This window comes from Ruegeria haliotis (genome assembly GCF_013377785.1).
GTDB lineage: Bacteria > Pseudomonadota > Alphaproteobacteria > Rhodobacterales > Rhodobacteraceae > Ruegeria > Ruegeria haliotis.
On sequence record NZ_JABXWT010000001.1, the window covers coordinates 361138 to 377894 of the forward strand.

17 protein-coding genes and 1 tRNA gene are annotated in these 16757 nt (G+C 58.7%); 13 read left to right on the top strand and 5 right to left on the bottom strand.

All coding sequences use genetic code 11. From position 1 onward, the window contains the following. Positions 1–172: 172 nt before the first annotated feature. Together proS and HW561_RS01830 are read left to right on the top strand one after the other, a co-directional pair. Positions 173–1513, top strand: a complete 1341-nt coding sequence (proS, locus tag HW561_RS01825) for a proline--tRNA ligase (RefSeq protein WP_176861517.1) — start codon at positions 173–175, stop codon at positions 1511–1513. Further along, entirely contained in the window at positions 1497–2390 is an 894-nt protein-coding gene (locus HW561_RS01830) for a glycosyltransferase family 2 protein (RefSeq protein WP_176861518.1), read from the top strand. Before proS ends, HW561_RS01830 begins: the two co-directional genes overlap by 17 nt. Here the strand turns inward: HW561_RS01830 and HW561_RS01835 are convergent. Continuing rightward, positions 2387–2746: a hypothetical protein gene (locus tag HW561_RS01835; RefSeq protein ID WP_176861519.1), complete on the bottom strand. Its 360-nt coding sequence runs from the start codon at positions 2744–2746 to the stop codon at positions 2387–2389. The genes HW561_RS01830 and HW561_RS01835 overlap by 4 nt on opposite strands. A 384-nt stretch (positions 2747–3130) precedes the next feature. Between HW561_RS01835 and HW561_RS01840 the strand changes: the two genes are divergently transcribed. Continuing rightward, the gene (locus HW561_RS01840) at positions 3131–4426 is read left to right on the top strand and encodes a lipoprotein-releasing ABC transporter permease subunit (RefSeq protein ID WP_176861520.1); all 1296 of its coding nucleotides are present in this window, start codon (positions 3131–3133) and stop codon (positions 4424–4426) included. Continuing rightward, entirely contained in the window at positions 4419–5105 is a 687-nt protein-coding gene (locus HW561_RS01845; RefSeq protein WP_176861521.1) for an ABC transporter ATP-binding protein, read from the top strand. The genes HW561_RS01840 and HW561_RS01845 overlap by 8 nt, the downstream gene beginning before the upstream one ends. On the opposite strand, the gene HW561_RS01850 is transcribed toward HW561_RS01845, so the two are convergent. Further along, a complete protein-coding gene (locus HW561_RS01850; RefSeq protein WP_176861522.1) occupies positions 5089–5526 on the bottom strand; it encodes a DMT family transporter in 438 nt (145 codons plus the stop codon). The two genes, HW561_RS01845 and HW561_RS01850, sit on opposite strands and share 17 nt — an antisense overlap. A gap of 97 nt (positions 5527–5623) precedes the next feature. Here HW561_RS01850 and HW561_RS01855 point away from each other — a divergent pair, with 97 nt between their 5' ends. After that, positions 5624–6031, top strand: a complete 408-nt coding sequence (locus HW561_RS01855; RefSeq protein ID WP_176861523.1) for a c-type cytochrome — start codon at positions 5624–5626, stop codon at positions 6029–6031. Positions 6032–6034: 3 nt separating this feature from the next. Here the strand turns inward: HW561_RS01855 and HW561_RS01860 are convergent, their stop codons facing one another. Beyond that, positions 6035–6721: a hypothetical protein gene (locus HW561_RS01860; protein ID WP_176861524.1), complete on the bottom strand. Its 687-nt coding sequence runs from the start codon at positions 6719–6721 to the stop codon at positions 6035–6037. A gap of 42 nt (positions 6722–6763) precedes the next feature. After that, positions 6764–7426, bottom strand: a complete 663-nt coding sequence (locus HW561_RS01865; RefSeq protein WP_176861525.1) for a DNA-3-methyladenine glycosylase I — start codon at positions 7424–7426, stop codon at positions 6764–6766. A gap of 415 nt (positions 7427–7841) precedes the next feature. Here HW561_RS01865 and HW561_RS01870 point away from each other — a divergent pair, with 415 nt between their 5' ends. From HW561_RS01870 to HW561_RS01900, 7 genes are all read left to right on the top strand, one after another. Then, on the top strand, positions 7842–8792 hold the full coding sequence (locus tag HW561_RS01870; RefSeq protein WP_176861526.1) for an ABC transporter substrate-binding protein: 951 nt from the start codon (positions 7842–7844) through the stop codon (positions 8790–8792). 10 nt (positions 8793–8802) lie between these two features. Next, positions 8803–9855, top strand: coding sequence for a quaternary amine ABC transporter ATP-binding protein (locus HW561_RS01875; protein WP_176861527.1), 1053 nt, complete (start codon positions 8803–8805; stop codon positions 9853–9855). Beyond that, complete coding sequence (locus HW561_RS01880; protein WP_176861528.1) at positions 9852–11918, top strand: ABC transporter permease; 2067 nt, start codon at positions 9852–9854, stop codon at positions 11916–11918. The genes HW561_RS01875 and HW561_RS01880 overlap by 4 nt, the downstream gene beginning before the upstream one ends. 105 nt (positions 11919–12023) lie before the next feature. Then, positions 12024–12689 (top strand): NnrU family protein, encoded by a 666-nt coding sequence (locus HW561_RS01885; RefSeq protein WP_176861529.1) that lies wholly within the window; start codon positions 12024–12026, stop codon positions 12687–12689. Positions 12690–12760: 71 nt separating this feature from the next. After that, a complete protein-coding gene (locus HW561_RS01890) occupies positions 12761–13282 on the top strand; it encodes a DUF2478 domain-containing protein (protein ID WP_176861530.1) in 522 nt (173 codons plus the stop codon). Between the two features lie 89 nt (positions 13283–13371). Next, positions 13372–14619, top strand: coding sequence for a D-arabinono-1,4-lactone oxidase (locus tag HW561_RS01895; RefSeq protein ID WP_176861531.1), 1248 nt, complete (start codon positions 13372–13374; stop codon positions 14617–14619). Next, positions 14616–15740: an alanine racemase gene (locus tag HW561_RS01900; RefSeq protein WP_176861532.1), complete on the top strand. Its 1125-nt coding sequence runs from the start codon at positions 14616–14618 to the stop codon at positions 15738–15740. The genes HW561_RS01895 and HW561_RS01900 overlap by 4 nt, the downstream gene beginning before the upstream one ends. Before the next feature lie 35 nt (positions 15741–15775). Here the strand turns inward: HW561_RS01900 and HW561_RS01905 are convergent. Further along, positions 15776–15859 (bottom strand) — tRNA-Tyr (locus tag HW561_RS01905). A gap of 116 nt (positions 15860–15975) precedes the next feature. On the opposite strand from HW561_RS01905, the gene rlmB reads away from it, so the two are divergent. Then, on the top strand, positions 15976–16752 hold the full coding sequence (rlmB, locus tag HW561_RS01910) for a 23S rRNA (guanosine(2251)-2'-O)-methyltransferase RlmB (protein ID WP_176861533.1): 777 nt from the start codon (positions 15976–15978) through the stop codon (positions 16750–16752). Positions 16753–16757 lie beyond the last annotated feature (5 nt).

Sequence of the window (16757 nt, forward strand, 5' to 3'; positions counted from 1 at the left end):
GGAAAGGTCAAGTATGTCCAGCTAATAATTGAGTATTCAAAAGCCCCTCGCCAGTAGGCAATCAAAGGATAGACCGACTTGGGATCGCAAAATCGCCAATGCATGATTGCCCCCGGCAAGGCTTTGGCATAATCACTTTTCCAGTCGAATTCTCACCTTTGAAGGTCAAACAATGCGCCTCAGCCGTTACTTTCTGCCCGTTCTCAAGGAAAATCCGTCCGAGGCCCAGATCGTCAGCCACCGGCTGATGCTGCGCGCCGGGATGATCAAGCAGGCCGCTACCGGGATCTACTCATGGCTGCCGCTTGGTTTCAAAGTGCTGCGCAAGCTGGAAAACATCGTGCATGAGGAACAAGCGCGGGCTGGTCATATCGCGATCCAGATGCCGATCATGCAATCCGCAGACCTGTGGCGCGAATCCGGACGTTATGATGACTACGGTCAGGAAATGCTGCGGATGAAGGATAGGCATGACCGGGACATGCTGTTCACACCCACCGCCGAGGAATTGGTAACTGACATCTTCCGTGGCCATGTCAGCAGCTATAAAGATCTGCCGCTGACGCTGTATCAGATCCAGTGGAAATTCCGGGATGAAATCCGCCCGCGTTTTGGCGTGATGCGGGGCCGCGAGTTTTACATGAAGGACGGCTATAACTTCGATCTGACCAAAGAAGACGCGCTGCACGCCTATAACCGCCATCTGGTCAGCTATCTGCGCACGTATGAGCGTATGGGCCTGCAGGCGATCCCGATGCGCGCCGACTCTGGACCTATCGGTGGCGATGATACGCATGAGTTCCTCGTGCTGGCCGATACCGGCGAATCCGAGGTGTTCTATGACAGCGCCGTCACCGATCTGACCTTCGGCGACCGTCAGATCGACTATGATGACCGGGCCCAATGTCAGACAATCCTCGAAGAGTTCACCTCAAAATACGCCCGCACCGATGAAACCCATGACGAGGCGTTGTTCAACCAAGTTCCCGAAGACCGTCGCCGCGTGGCGCGTGGGATCGAGGTTGGCCAGATCTTCTACTTTGGCACCAAGTATTCCGAAGCCATGGGCGCAACCGTCCAAGGCCCGGATGGTAAGCCGGTTCCGGTTCACATGGGCAGCCACGGTATCGGCGTCAGCCGCCTGATCGGCGCGATCATCGAGGCCAGCCATGACGAAAAAGGCATCATCTGGCCCGAGGGTGTCACGCCGTTCCACTGCGGTATTGTCAATCTGAAGCAAGGCGATGATGAGGCGGATGCCGCTTGTGACAAGATCTACAAGGCGCTGACTGCTCTGGGTCTGGATCCACTCTATGACGACCGCAAGGAAAGGGCAGGGGGCAAGTTCGCCACTATGGACCTGATCGGCCTGCCGTGGCGCATCACCGTTGGTCCACGCGGCCTGAAGAATGGTGTGGTCGAGCTGACCAGCCGCCGTACAGGCGAAAGTGAGGAGCTGAGCCCCGAAGCCGCCGTAACAAAGATTGCCGAGATCTATGAGCGTATCGCCTGACCACAGCGACGCGCCGATGATTTCGGTCATCACAGCGACCTATGACCTGCTGTCGCAAGGGCGGCAGGACAGTTTTCGCGGTGTCATCGACTGTATGGCGCGGCAAAACTGCCTGGATGCGGAACATATCATTCAGGACGGGGCATCGTCTGACGGCACCGTTGAATTTATCCGGGATCTGACAGCCGCCGCCCCGCGCACCCGCGTCATCAGCGAACCGGATACCGGCTTGTACGACGCGATGAACAAAGGGGCTCAGGCGGCGCGCGGTCAATATCTGTTGTTTCTGAATTCTGACGACTCGCTGGCCTCGGACGATATTCTGAACCGGGCCACAGATCGGCTTGCAGCGACCCAACCAGACTTCCTCTATGGCGCGACATTGCGCCGGTTCGAGGACGGTAGCGAAAGGATGGGTACGCGGATGTCGCTAAAGGCGGTCCTGCAACGGATGCCCTTTTGCCATAACTCCGTGTTCATAAAGCGCGACGTATTCTTGACGCTGGGCGGTCACGATACTCAGTTTCGTATCGCGGCGGATTACGACCTGATGCTGCGTCTGATTGGCGGTGGTTATCAGGGCGAGCGCATGGACGATCCGATTTCCCTGTTCTGGGACAGAGGCGCGACGAGCGACGATGTTGCAACCGGTCAGGATTATGCGCGTGTCTGGGTAAAATACTATGCAGACTTCCAAGCTGCACAAGGGCTGACCGAGCAGGATTTTGCAGCGTTCTATCGACGCGGCCACATGCCGGCGCGTTTAATTCTCGAACTTTTGCGCCGGTCTGACACACCGGAACCAATCAGGATCGCGGCGCGCCACAGCCTGTCAAAGACCTTGCGCCGATCTGTTCAGTTCTGGCGTAGCTACTAGGTGCCGCTGACCACTGGCCGTGCAGACAGCACGTCACCGTCAGCTCCGTTGCCACGGGCGACAACGATCGGACGACCCAGGCGGCTGACCAGTTCTCTGAGTTCGAACCCTAAAAACCGCACTCCGCACACCCGCGCATCGGTTGCGCGGTCCGTGATGCACAACCGACCCTGTCGAAACGCCAGACGATACCCCTTGTCTTTCAAGATATCAGTCAAATTAGCCCAACTTGCCGCACTGACAAATACCGGGCGGATCGCTGCGCGCAGCAAAGCTGCCGTCTCACAATCGATTTCTGATGATGCGTTGCGGGCCAAAATCGGGCCCGACCCTTCCGTTTTCGTTTGAATATACATGAGCGACCCCCGCTCTTAAAATGTGTTCCCCCACAAGTAGGGTGACAAAGTTTCTAAAAATAAGCAAAAAGCGAAATAAAATTGCTTAGTAAATGTGGTATTTTGAGTTCAGTTCCTCACGCAATGCCCATATTGACTTCATAGCTGAAACAATAGGTCTCTGTCTGTGAAGGGCGTCACAACCGATGGTATAGTCCCTGATTTCCCTATCTCTTTTTACCAGAATTCCCCTCACGCAAACCGGAATTGATTCGCCTTTTGCTGGTGCCGGACGTGGTTCCATGGCTGTGGAAATGCCGATGGCAGTGCAAGCACCCACAACCGGGTTGACCATTTCGCGAAATGCCGAAAGGGTCGCCCCAAAACACAAACCCCGGAGCAGGCATGACCAAAACGCCCCCGCCATTTGCCCCTTTCGAATGGAAAATCGCCTGGCGCTACCTGCGGGCCCGTCGGGCCGAAGGCGGCGTGAGCGTGATGACATGGATCTCGCTGATCGGGATCACCTTGGCCGTTTTTGCCCTGATTGCCACGCTGGCCGTACGCTCTGGGTTTCGGGCGGAATTCGTGGGCACTATCCTTGGCGCCAATGCGCATGTCACGGTCTATTCAACGGGAGAAATTGATGCGCAAGGACGGCCGGTTCGAACCATGTCCGACTACGAAGACAGGGCCGCCAGTATCGCGCAAGTGCCGGGTGTCGAGCGCGCCGCCCCTTTGGTCAAAGGCCAGGTCCTGATCACCAACCGCGACCGCAGCAGCGGGGTCGAAGTCTTTGGCATTCGCCCTGACGACTTGCTTGATCTGCCCGGCGTCGCCCGAAGCGATCAGGCCATCGGCGATCTGTCACAGTTCCAAACGGGCGAAGACGTAATCGCCATCGGCTCGGGCGTTGCGCGTAGCATTGGGGTGACTGTCGGGGATACGGTCAAGCTGACCTCACCCAATGGGGTCAAAACCGCCTTTGGGACCTCTCCGCGTGTCAGTTCCTATCGCGTGGTCTACGTGTTTTCCGCCGGGCGTTTTGATATCGACCGCACCCGCGTCTACATGCCGTTTTCGCAAGCCCAAGGCTTTTTCAATCGCGACGGGGTGGCCGATGAGATCGAGGTGATGGTTGAACAACCCGAAAACCTGAACCCGATCTTGATCCCGATTCTTGAGGCCGCGGGCGAACGCAGCCAGATCTGGACCTGGCAGGACGCGTCAGGTGGGTTTCTGCGCGCATTGGAGGTCGAGGACAACGTGATGTTCATCATCCTGTCGATCCTTGTCCTGATCGCGGCAATGAACATCGTTTCGGGCTTGATTATGCTGGTCAAGAACAAGGGGCGCGACATTGGCATCCTGCGTACCATCGGCCTGAGCGAAGGGTCCGTGCTGCGGGTCTTTTTCATTTGCGGCGCCTTCACCGGCATCATCGGGACAGTGATGGGTGTGGTGCTGGGATGCCTGTTCGCCATCTATATCGACCCCATTTTTTCCTTCGTGAATTACGTGATGGGCGGCGGGGTCTGGGACCCTTCAATTCGTGGCATCTATGCTTTGCCCGCTGAACTCCGTTTGAGCGATGTACTCAAGGCAGTAGGGTTGTCGCTGGGCTTGTCCTTTATCGTCACCTATTTTCCGGCCCGCCGCGCGGCGCGGCTGAACCCGGTTGAGGCGCTGCGCTATGAATGATCTGACGATACGCCTGAACGGCCTGACCAAGACCTATCTGAAAGGCACGCCGGGCGAGGTGCAGGTGCTGCGCGGTGTCGATCTTGAGCTGCGCGCAGGCGAAGCGGTGGCGATGGTCGCTCCCTCGGGTGCGGGTAAATCCACCCTGTTGCACATTGCGGGCCTGCTGGACATGCCGGATACCGGAACCGTCGAGATCGCGGGGCAGGATGTATCGAAAAAAGGTGATCGAACCCGCACGGCGTTGCGACGGCAGGATGTGGGTTTCGTCTATCAGTTTCATCACTTGCTGCCCGAATTCACGGCGCTGGAAAATGTAACCCTGCCGCAACTGGCCAACGGCGTATCCGAAAAAGCGGCGCAGGACAGGGCGATGTCCTTGCTGGATCGTGTGGGCGTTGCCCCGCGCGCAAGCCATCGCCCTGCCGCCTTGTCAGGGGGGGAGCAACAGCGAGTCGCGTTTTGTCGCGCGCTGGCCAATGCGCCGCGCATTCTTCTGGCCGATGAGCCGACGGGAAACCTGGACCCGGATACGTCAGATCAGGTGTTCGATGCCCTGATGTCACTGGTGCGCGAAGAAGGATTGTCCGCGCTGATCGCAACCCACAATCTTGAGCTTGCGGCGCGGATGGACCGGATGGTGCGGCTAGAGGGTGGGGTGCTCAGGCCAGTTGAGTGATAGCCACACCGACGGCCATCACGGCAATGCCCCCCGCACGCATCCATGTCAGCGGCGTGATCTGAGCGCCGAAAAGGCCGTAATGATCTATTGCCGCCGTACTGATCAACTGCCCAAGCAGGACAAAGAACACCGCATTTCCAACACCGAAATGCGGTGCAACATGCGTGATTGACAAGACGTAGAACGCGATCAGAACGCCCGCGAGCAACAAGTGCTTTGGGGCCTGCGCAACTTTGGATAGCGCCTCAAAGCCGGGAAACAGCATCATCACCAAGACGGATGCCGCAAATGCGATGGCAAACAGGATTACACCCGCTGTGGTCGGTGATCCGATCAGTTTGCCAAGGGCCGCATTCAGTGCCGCAAGGATCGGAACTCCAATTCCGGCGGCCAGCATGATGGCTGCATATTGTGTCATTGCCCGGACCTTCTGTATAGGTTTCGTTGATCTGGATCATTGCGCCAACAGCGCGGTCGGGCAAGCCTGCAAATGTCAATCTTGACAGGAGGATACGATGAGTAGGTCGAAACTCAAAGTTGTGTCTATGGCTTTGGTTGCAGCGGCTTCGCAGGCCACTTGGGCACAGGATACGGAAACCGGCGCTGAACTGTATCAGCACTATTGCGCGACCTGTCACGGAATAGAGGCCACTGGCCATGGTCCAATGGCGGGCGTGTTGATCATACAGCCAACAAATCTGAAAACGCTGGCAGGCGGAGACGGGGTTTTCCCGACGGCCCGCGTGGTCGCCCGGATCGACGGACGTGACCCATTGGTCAGCCACGGCAGCCCGATGCCGGTGTATGGCCCTTATTTCGAAGGACAGGATACGGCGATCAAAACACCCGAAGGCCAACCCATCCTCACAAGCCAGCCGATTGTGGATCTGGTCGCTTATCTGGAAACACTGCAAGAGAACTGAAGCTCAGCGGCAGATGCCCTGAACTTTGGCGCCGCTCCACGGGATCACCACATCGCGCTCTCGGCTCTCTTGCGGCAGGGACGCCAAGTCAAAATGCGCTCCAAGCATGTCATGCAGACGTTGGGTGCGATCGGCTGTCGGATCCAGGGCACGGCAGCACACATACTCTTCGACAATCGCGCCCTGTTGTTCATATCCGTATGACAGAAAATCAGGCGAGGTTTCCAAATCGAACAGATAGGGGTCTTTGCGCCCACCATGCTCGGCGGCGGCACGCAGCGGATGATAACCGGTGGTCTTGCGGTTTTGCCACTGCCAGACATGGGTCAATTCATGTGCCAATAGCATTGCGGCGACCAGGTTCATCGCATCTGGGTAATCAGACATATAGTCTTCAAGATACCAGTCGCGGGCAAAGTAGACATTGTTGAATAGGGCAATCGCGGCGGGCTTGCCACTGACAACCCCTTCCTTGATCGGCGGCAGAATGCGTTCGCGGCAAGCAAGACGGGGACGTGCTTCGCGGAAATAGGTCACAGAAGTGACCGGAGCCCCCTCGACCAGACGCACGCGATCCAGATTCAGGGATTTACCCTGAACCGCACCGGCAAAGTCGCGCTCTTGCTCTGTCAGCGGACGACCGCAGGACGCGAGCAGGAGAAGAACCAAAAACAAAGTGCGGATTGCCATATGTTCAAGCCTAGTATGCTGCACCTGTTCCGCAAGTTGTTTTCACAAGCTCAGCGCAAGAACCCGGCTGATTTCCGTCAGGGACCGCCCGGATTGATCCATCCAGATGTTGAAGGCCTCCTGAACGGCGGTCATCGCTTTCTTTGACGTTGCAGGCTTGTCCAGAACACCTTCAGCAATCAGGCGCGCAGTGACATCCTGAGACAACATGAAACTGTCGCGCCCGGCAAACCGCATGGCAAATTGCGCTGACGCCCCACCCAAACGCGAGCCGCGTTTGGCCAACATCGCCAGTAATCCGACAAAGTCGGTAGACGACCAGCTGCCCAGAACTTGCCCCGCGCCCCCTTCCTGGCGCAGTTCCAACAGAAACGCCGCATTGTCGCGAACTGCGGCGATCTTTGTCCCGTTCCGCACGATGCGTTTGTCTTGCAGCAGGGCGTCGAATTTTTCGTCGTCTATGAAAGCGCACCGACCAACATCAAACCCGTCAAAAGCCGTCTCGAACCCATCCCATTTGTTTTCGATGACTTTCCAGTTAAAGCCAGCCTGAAAGACGCATTTGGTGATTGTGGACAGCCAACGATCATCCGGCATCGCGGCAAGCTCGGCTGGACTTTTGGGTGTGCTCAACTTGGCCTTCAGCGCGTCCGGCCCGCCGTGTCGGTTGGCCGCAATTTCAAAGATCTCATCGAATGAACGCATTTCCTTCTCCCTCCACAGTTCGCGTTTTTGTTTTGGTCCGGGTGTGCAAGCGGTATTTTACTGTGTCTGTGTACATCAACAAGGTGCCGAAAGCTTCGCTGCAGCCGGGAGTTGTGGAAATTTCTCAAAGAAATCCTCGACAAACGGTGTAAAAAAGTTTGTGATTGACGCGTCAGTCAACGTTCCGTGTCGAACAACATGGATCAAAGACCGGCTGGGGTGGGTGCATCAGTCGCGCTCGCGGGGGGGAAATGACAGGTTGGCAGGGTACAGGTTTTCCGGTTGTCGCCATCTGTTCGCTTTCTTTGTCCGGCCAAATTTGTGCATGTTGCGACATGGTATTGTCATCAGACAAATCTGCCGGCGGGCTCTGCCTGCCGGGGTGGGCAAAACAAAAATGACAGGGAGAAAATAGATGAAAAAACTGGGTGTGAGCCTTCTGGCTCTTGCGGTCGCAGGGTCGGCGCATGCGGCGGATATGGGCGCCACGGACGAGCCGATCAAGCTGGCGATCAACGAATGGACCGGCCAGCACGTGACCACGCATGTGGCAGGTGAGATGCTGAAAGCCGCAGGATACAACGTTGAATACGTCACCGCAGGCATGATGAATCAATTTCAGGCGCTGGCGGATGGCGACATCGACGCTACGCTGGAAATCTGGTCCTCCAACGTGTCGGATGAATATGCCAAGAAGATTGATGAAGGTACCGTGGTCGAAATCGGCGATCTGGGTCTGGATGCCAAGGAAGGCATCGCATACCCCGCGCACGTGGCCGAGTTGTGCCCGGGATTGCCCGCTTGGGAAGCTCTGAAAGACTGCGCGCAGGTCTTTGCCACGGCTGAAACGCTACCGGGCGGACGTCTGGTCGACTACCCAGCGGACTGGGGGACACCCGGTGCTGACCGCATGACCGGACTTGAATTGCCATTCAAAGCTGTTCCGGCTGGATCGGAGGGAGCCCTGATCGCCGAACTGCGCGCCTCTACCGAACGTAAATCGCCGCTGCTGATCACCTTCTGGCAGCCGCATTGGGCGATGTCGGCCTATGACTTACAGTTCGTCGATCTGCCAGCGGGTGAAGAGGCCTGCTTCAGCGATCCAGCCTGGGGCCCGAACCCCAACGCGATCAACGATTGTGATTTCTCGCCGTCGCGCATTTTCAAAGCCGGCTGGAACGGCATGGAAGACAAATGGCCCGCCGCTTATGAGATTCTGACCAACTATCAGCTGGCGGTCGAAGATCAGCAGCCGATGATGGGTGCAATCGACGTTGACGGCGGTCAGGTCGAAGAAGTTGTCGCAGCCTGGATGGCTGAGAACGAAGACAAATGGCGTCCGGTCGTTGACGCGGCAACCAAGTGAGCCCGCTTAAGTGACTGAAGCTGCTACGCCAGCCATCGCCTGCCGGAATCTCTGGCAGGTGTTTGGCCCCGGCGCTGACAAAGCCCTGACCGACGCGCTGTCTCGGTCAGGGAATGACGCCGACAAAGCCGCCGCCAATCTGCGCGAAAAGGGCTATATCCCCGCCGTTCAGGACGCCAATTTCGAGGTCAAAGAAGGCGAGTTGTTCGTCATCATGGGCCTGTCCGGGTCCGGCAAATCCACATTGATCCGCTGTATCTCGCAGCTGTTGCCCGGTACGGGCGGAGAGATTCACGTCGATGGCGAGAACGTTGTTGGTGCCTCCAAGAAGGCCCTGACTGAGCTGCGCCGCAAGAAACTGGGCATGGTGTTCCAGCATTTTGGCCTGTTCCCGCATATGACGGTCGTCGAAAACGTTGCCTATCCGCTGCGTGTTCAGGGGGTCAGCCGCAAAGAGCGGCTTGCCCGCGCGCAAGAAGTGATTTCTCTGGTGGGTCTGGATGGCCGTGAGGATAGTTTCCCGCGCCAGTTGTCCGGTGGCCAGCGCCAGCGTGTGGGGATCGCACGGTCCTTGGCTGTAAATCCCGACATCTGGTTTCTCGACGAGCCGTTTTCGGCGCTCGACCCATTGATCCGGCGCCAGTTGCAGGACGAATTCCTGCGTATTCAGGCGACGCTGAAGAAATCCATTGTCTTCATCACTCACGACATCGCCGAGGCGCTGAAGCTGGCGGATCGCATCGCCATCATGCGCGACGGTAAAATCGTTCAGATTGGTACGCCGACCGATATCGTTCTGCGCCCGGTGGACAACTACGTGCGCGAATTCTCCAAGGACGTCGCCAAAGGCCAACATGCAAAGGTGGCCTCGGTCATGCGTGACGGCGAAGGCGAACGCGGCCCGGACGATCCCGGCCTGACCACCGCGATGACGCTGGATGCGGCGTTGGCGCATTGCATGGAACTGTACGAGCCTGTGCCTGTAAGGGATGCAAGCGGTGCAATTGTCGGCACGGTACATCCTTCGGATCTGGCCGCCGCGCTGCAGGTGGACGAGACATGACGGCCGTCACGGATCTGCCCCAGCAGCATGTGGCCCGCCTGACGGTAGGGGCGCAAGCGGCGTTGATAACCGTGATTGTCGGTGCAATCTGTCTTGCTCTGGAAGGTGTCGCCCCCTGGTTGGTCAAATGGCCCATCGCATGGGAATTGCCTGCGACTGAATGGGTCGGAACGTTTTTGGACTGGTTCCTGAATGCTATCAAGCCGGCGATGCGGATGTTTTCCGACGTGATGACCTATCCGATGGACGGGGCCAACTATGTGCTGGGCAACACGCCGTGGCCGATCCTGATCGGCCTTGTCACTGCGCTGGGCTGGTATCTGGGCGGCTTGCCCATGGCGGCGCTGGGTTTCCTTGGCCTCAGCTTTGTTTTGGCGTCGGGCTATTGGGCGGAAAGCATGAATACACTGGCGCTGGTCGCAGTTTCGGTTCCCGTTGCGCTGATCGCAGGCGGCGCAATCGGCATCCTCGCCAATGAGGTTCCTCGGGTGAAGTCCGCTGTGCAGGCTTTGTTGGATATCATGCAGACCGTGCCAACCTTTGCCTATCTCACTCCCTTGTTGCTGCTGTTTGGCTTTGGGCCGGTCGTTGGGTTGATCGCCTCGGCCATCTACGCGGCCCCGCCGATGGCGCGCAACGTGATGCTGGGCTTGGAACGCGTGGAACCCGAGATCAAAGAGGCCGCCATCATGTCCGGCGGCACGCGGTTTCAGCAATTGTTTCAAGTCGAAATACCGTCAGCCGCGACGCAGATCATGGTCGGCGTGAACCAATGCCTGATGGCTGCCCTGTCGATGGTGATCATCGCCGCCGTCATCGGCGGGTTCAACGACATCGGCTGGGAGGTTTTGCTGACCATGCGCAAGGCCCAATTTGGCGAGTCGCTGATGGCTGGTCTGGTCATCGTTGTCTTTGCTGTGGTGATCGACCGGATGAGCGGCACCTTGGCCACCGAACGCAAGCGCTATGACCCTCGGGCCGTGTGGGCGATACTGGGCTTTGCCGTTCTGTTCACGGCGGCCTTCTGGGTTTGGCTGCCGAACCCGTCTGACCTAACGCTGTTGGACCCGATGGCCGACGCGGTGGATAGCGGCCTGACGGCCTTTACCCAGAACAACGGCCCATGGTTGGATGCGCTCAAGAACAACTCGCTGTTCTATGTTCTGCTCCCCTTGCGGATTGGGCTGGATCAGGCGGTGCTGCCATTTACTTGGGGCTTCCAGTGGACAACGAGCATGAGCTTTGGCCTCTTCGCTGCCGGCGCAGTCATCGCACTGTTGATGGCTTGGCGCGGACATCTGACCGGGGGGCTGGTGGCTCTGATCCTGATCGGAATGCTGGAAACCGGCATTTCCAACCTGCCATGGCCCTTCGTTCTGACTGGCGCGGCCGCTTTGGGCTGGGTCGCTGGAGGCTGGCGGTTGGCGACACTGTCAGTAGTGCTGCTGTGCACCATTCTGGTCTCGGGCCTGTGGGATCGTGCGTTGCTGTCGCTCTATCTCAGCGGCGCGGCGGTGTTTTCCTGCGCAGTCGCTGGCGGCCTGATCGGTCTGGCCAGCGCGGTTTGGAGCCCGGTCTGGAAGATCGTGCGCCCGATCTGTGACATGCTACAAACCATCCCGCTGTTCGTCTTCCTTATCCCGGTTCTTATGGTGTTCCAGATCGGCGAGTTCTCGGCCTTTCTGGCGATCTGCGCCTACGCAATCGTCCCGATGATCCGCTACACGCGGCACGGACTGGTCAACACACCCGACGAGATGATGGAGGCAGCAATCTCCAGCGGCGCGACCGAGTGGCAGATCATGCGCGATGTGCGTGCGCCTTACGCGGCACCCACCATTCTGCTGGGGTTGAACCAGACCATCCTGTATGCCTTTGCCATGCTGGTGATTGCGGCCCTGATTGGCACCACCGGACTGGGTCAGTCGATCTATCTGGCGTTGGGTCAGGCGGATGTGGGGCTTGGTATTTCAGCCGGTGCGGCAATGGCAATTCTGGCGCTGATTGCTGACCGAATGGTGCAGGGCTTTGCCGAAGAGCGGCGCAAGGCGCTGGGCCTGTAAACAGGGCAGGGGCGGTTTTCCCGCCCCTTTGCCTCACTTGATTTCGGACAAAGACCAGCCGGTCGCCGGGGGCTAAACCGGGCGATAACACGTTCGGAGATTACTATGACCGGTTGGGGCATATTCCTGGCAGCACTCGTTACCTTTCTGCTCAGCCACGCGATTCCCGTGCGCCCTGCTGTGCGTGGTTGGCTGATCGGGACACTGGGCCGGACGGGCTATTTTGCAGCTTATTCCGTGCTGTCTCTGCTGGTTCTGGCGTGGTTGGTTATCGCAGCCGCCCAAGCCCCGTATGTCGAAGTCATCCCGCCCTTTGCGCTCTTTCGCTGGATACCCCTGCTGGTCATGCCAATCGTCTGCTGGCTGGCCGTCGCGGGCTTGGCGATTGAGAACCCGTTTTCGTTCGGCGGGCTAGGGCGTCGCCCTTTTGATCCTGACCAGCCGGGCATCCTGCGCACCACACGCCACCCAATTCTTGCGGCGATGATGCTGTGGGCCGTGGCGCATCTGCTGGCCAATGGCAGTCTGGCGCATGTGATCCTGTTCGGGTTGTTCGCCGGATTTGCGGCGATGGGCATGGCATTGATCGACCGTCGAAAGGCACGCACGCTGGGGGCTGAGTGGACCCGGCTATCCCGCAACACCGCGCGCCTGTCGCTGCGAGCGCCACGCCCTTTGCCGCGCCTCTGGGTGTGGTTGATTTCCATTGCCGTCTATGCGGTTCTTCTTCACCTGCACGCACCTGTGATCGGTCTTTCACCCCTTCCGTAACACGAGGAGTGGCCGGACAGGGTCCGGCGTGCTATCTGAAACGTCACAATTAATACTACGAGGGTCTACAGATGTATCTGGCCTATGTCACAACCACGGATCGCGGCGCGACTGATCGCTTGCTCAGCGCAGTTGCAGAACATCTGCAGGCCGCGGGCGCGCAATTGGCGGGCGTGGTGCAAACCAACACCGACTGCGCCGACAGCAGCAAGTGCGACATGGACGTTCAGGTGCTTCCCGCAGGTGAAACCATCCGCATTTCGCAATCGCTGGGCACGCAGTCACGCGGCTGTCGTCTGGACCCGGCAGCGCTGGAACAGGCGGTAGGATATGTGACCGCATCGCTGGAAGACGCGCCGCAACTGCTGATCATCAACAAGTTCGGCAAGCACGAGGCCGACGGGCGCGGTTTTCGCCCTGTCATCGCCGAGGCATTGGCGCAGGATATTCCGGTTCTGGTCGGCGTGAACGGCCTGAACAGCGAAAAATTTCTTGAGTTCACTGGCGGTGAAGCCGAACAGCTCTCTTCGGATATTCAGGCCATCACCGATTGGTTCAACCGCGTGACCGCCCAACGCGCCGCAGCGGCCTGACCGACGGATTACATTACGTAACGTCCTGATATGCTGACTTGTTCTGCGCCTCCTCGGCTGTAATCTTTCGGGGCAGGAGGAACAGGTGTATGTGGACCAATTGGGCAGGCAATCATAGCGCCAGCACAGAACTGACGCGCCCTGCGACACTGGAGGCGCTGCAAAACACTGTCTCGGGTCCGCAAAGCCTTCGTGTCGTTGGGGCAGGGCATTCGTTCACGCCAATTGTTGCGGGGGCCGAGCGCATTCTGGATCTGTCGGAGCTGCAAATGCCCATGCTTAGCGCTGCCGAGGACGGGCAGATTTGGGTCAATGCCAACGCGCGCTTGCGCGATCTGTCACCGGCGCTCGCTGCTCAAGGCTTGGCCATCCGAAATCTTGGCGACATCAACGCGCAATCGCTGGCCGGGGCAGTGTCGACCGCGACCCATGGCACCGGGCGGGAACTGCCTTGCCTTGCGGCTGAGATCACCGAGGCCCGGCTGGTCGGGGCACAGGGGGACATTCTGACCACGGATGACATCCCGCTGGAGATGGCGCAGGTCACGTTGGGGCTGCTCGGGGTGCTGGCCGAAGCCCGCATCAATGTCGTGCCTAAATATAATCTGCGCCGACAGGTGCGCCTGTCCGCTCTGCAGGACAGTCTGGCCACGATGCATCAAAACTGGACCGAGAACCGGAATTTCGAGTTCTTCTATATCCCGTTCACCGGCAAGACGGTCGAACTGCGCCACGCGCTGACTGATGCGCCTGAATCCAAGGCTCCGCGGGACCTGGATATGATCGCGGTCAAAGTGCTGAAGCTGGCGCGGAATGCGGGCGGCCTTAGCGCTGGCCTACGCACAGCGCTGCTGAAACTGCTGACACTGGCGCAATCCGACGAAGACTATGTCGGCGAAAGCTGGCGCGTTCTGTGCAGTGACCGCCATATTCGTTTCAAAGAAATGGAGTATCACCTGCCACCCGAAGTGGCCGGCGATGTTCTGGCCGAGGTTTTTCTCCGTCTCGAACGGGACCACAAGGATATCTACTTCCCGATCGAAGTGCGTCAGACCGCTGGTGACACCGCTTGCCTGTCGCCCTTTCAGGGCGGCCCCCGTATCTCGGTCGCTATCCACACGGATGCACGGGAAGACCACAGCCGTTTTTTCGATGCGCTCGAGCCGCTGTTTGTCGAAGCGGGTGGCCGGCCGCATTGGGGCAAGATGCATGGCCTAAGTTACAAGGACCTGTCCAAACTCTACCCCGATTTCGACCGGTTTTGTGCATTGCGTGAACAGATGGACCCGACGGGGAAATTTCTGACCCCTGCATTGGCCCGGCTGTTTTTGCCATGAGCGACCGCTACCTCTCTCAGCTGTCCGAAACCCTTCGGCATCACGGCGTGGACCACCCAATTGCAGTGATCGATCTTGACCGGCTCGATGCGAACTGTAGGGCAGCATTAGCCGGGGTGGACACCGGATTGCACCGACGTCTCGTGGCCAAATCTCTGCCGTGCCTGCCGCTGCTGGATCACATTCGCAGCCTGGTCCCAACCTCTGGCCTGATGACATTTTCCGAGCCGATGTTGCACGAGTTACTCGGGGTGGAAACCGGGACCGATCATCTGATTGGCAAGCCTCTGCCAGTCAGGTCCGCCGCCCGTGTGCTGGCGGCGCATTCGGACGCTGTCGACCGGGTGCAATGGCTGATCGACACACCGGAACGGCTGCATGAATATCTGACCTTGTCGGAAGACACCAAATCCCCTCTGCGCCTGTCGCTTGAACTGGATATCGGGTTGCACCGTGGGGGGCTGACGCCAGATCAGGTGGATCAAGTGGCACAAGCGATAACCACGCATCCCTATGCAAGGCTCAGCGGTGTGATGGGGTATGAGGCGCATCTGGCCAAGTTGCCGACCTTTCTCAGATCGCGCGCCAATCGGGTTTGCGCCGAGATTTACCGACAAGCCGTTGCCGCGTTGCCAGATACCGATGGTCAGCTTTGCCTGAACACCGGCGGCAGCCTGACCTTTCAATCCTACAGCTCGGACGGGACGGCGAACGAGGTCGCCTTTGGCTCAGTCCTCGTCAAACCATCAGATTTTGACCACGCCATGACGCAGGATTTTCAACCCGCAGCTTTTGTGGCGACACCCATTCTCAAGGCAATTCCCAGTAACCTCTTGCCGGGTCTCGAGTTTCTGCCGCGCCGCAACAAGACGGACATTGCGGTATCCGGGGGGCACTATCTGGGTCAGCCAGTATTCCCCAGCGGTTTCGCGTATTCTTCGATCTTTGGGCGGTCCAGCAATCAAGAGGTCTGGACCGGTCCAGCCTCGACCCAAGTCGGTCCGGGTGACATCGCCCTGATCCGCCCCAGTCAAAGCGAGGCGGTGCTGAATCAGTTCGGTTCAGTGCTTGCGGTGCGGGGCAATCAGGTGATCCACGAATGGCCTTGCCTGCCAAATTAATGACATCTTGCACTTGATCACACATCTTTGGAAAATGGTGGGCGACCCTGGAATCGAACCAGGCGTGCGTCTCCGCGAGGGAGTTACAGTCCCCTGCCACACCTTGCGGCCTGTCGCCCACTGTCAGGCGTTGCACCTGACGTGGAGGCGTGATTACTAGCGCACCAAAGGAGCGTCAACAGGAAAATTCCGCTTTGGCGCAGGAAACCTATTCCCCGGCCCGGAGGCCAATAAAATGAAGAAACCCAAGTGGGTCGTCGAAAAGGAACAAGCGCGCAAAGCTGCCGCGTCCGAGACCGTCTGGCTGTTCGGTTTGCACGCCGTACGCGATGCGCTGATGAACCCGGAACGCGAGAAATTGCGCCTTATCGTGACCCGCAACGCACAGGCAAAACTGGCCGAGGCCATTGAATTTGCAGGCATCGAGCCCGAGATGGTTGATCCGCGCAAGTTTACGGCCCCCATCGATCCCGGGTCCGTTCACCAAGGCGCAGCGCTCGAGGTCAAACCGCTGGATTGGGGCGGGCTGGCCGAGAACTGCATTGGGCGCGAACATCCGCGTGTCCTACTGCTGGACCGGGTCACTGATCCGCATAACGTGGGGGCGATTCTGCGCTCGGCCGAGGTGCTGGGCGCCAGTGCCGTGATTGGCACACGCCATCACTCGGCGCCCGAAACAGGCGCATTGGCGAAAACAGCCAGCGGTGCACTGGAACGTCAACCTTATCTGCGGATGCGCAACTTGGCAGATACGATCGTCGAGCTGCAGAACATGGGCTTTCTGGTGCTCGGCTTGGATGGCGAGGCCGAAGGCACAATCGAGGCCGTGCTTGGCGATCAGAAGGACCGCCCCGTGGCATTGGTGTTGGGTGCCGAAGGTCCCGGATTACGGCAAAAGACCAAGGAAACCGTGGATCAGCTGGTGAAAATTGACGCAGCCGGTGGGTTTGGATCGCTGAATGTTTCAAATGCGGCCGCGATCGCCCTATATGCATCTCGGCACACAGATTAGGAGAG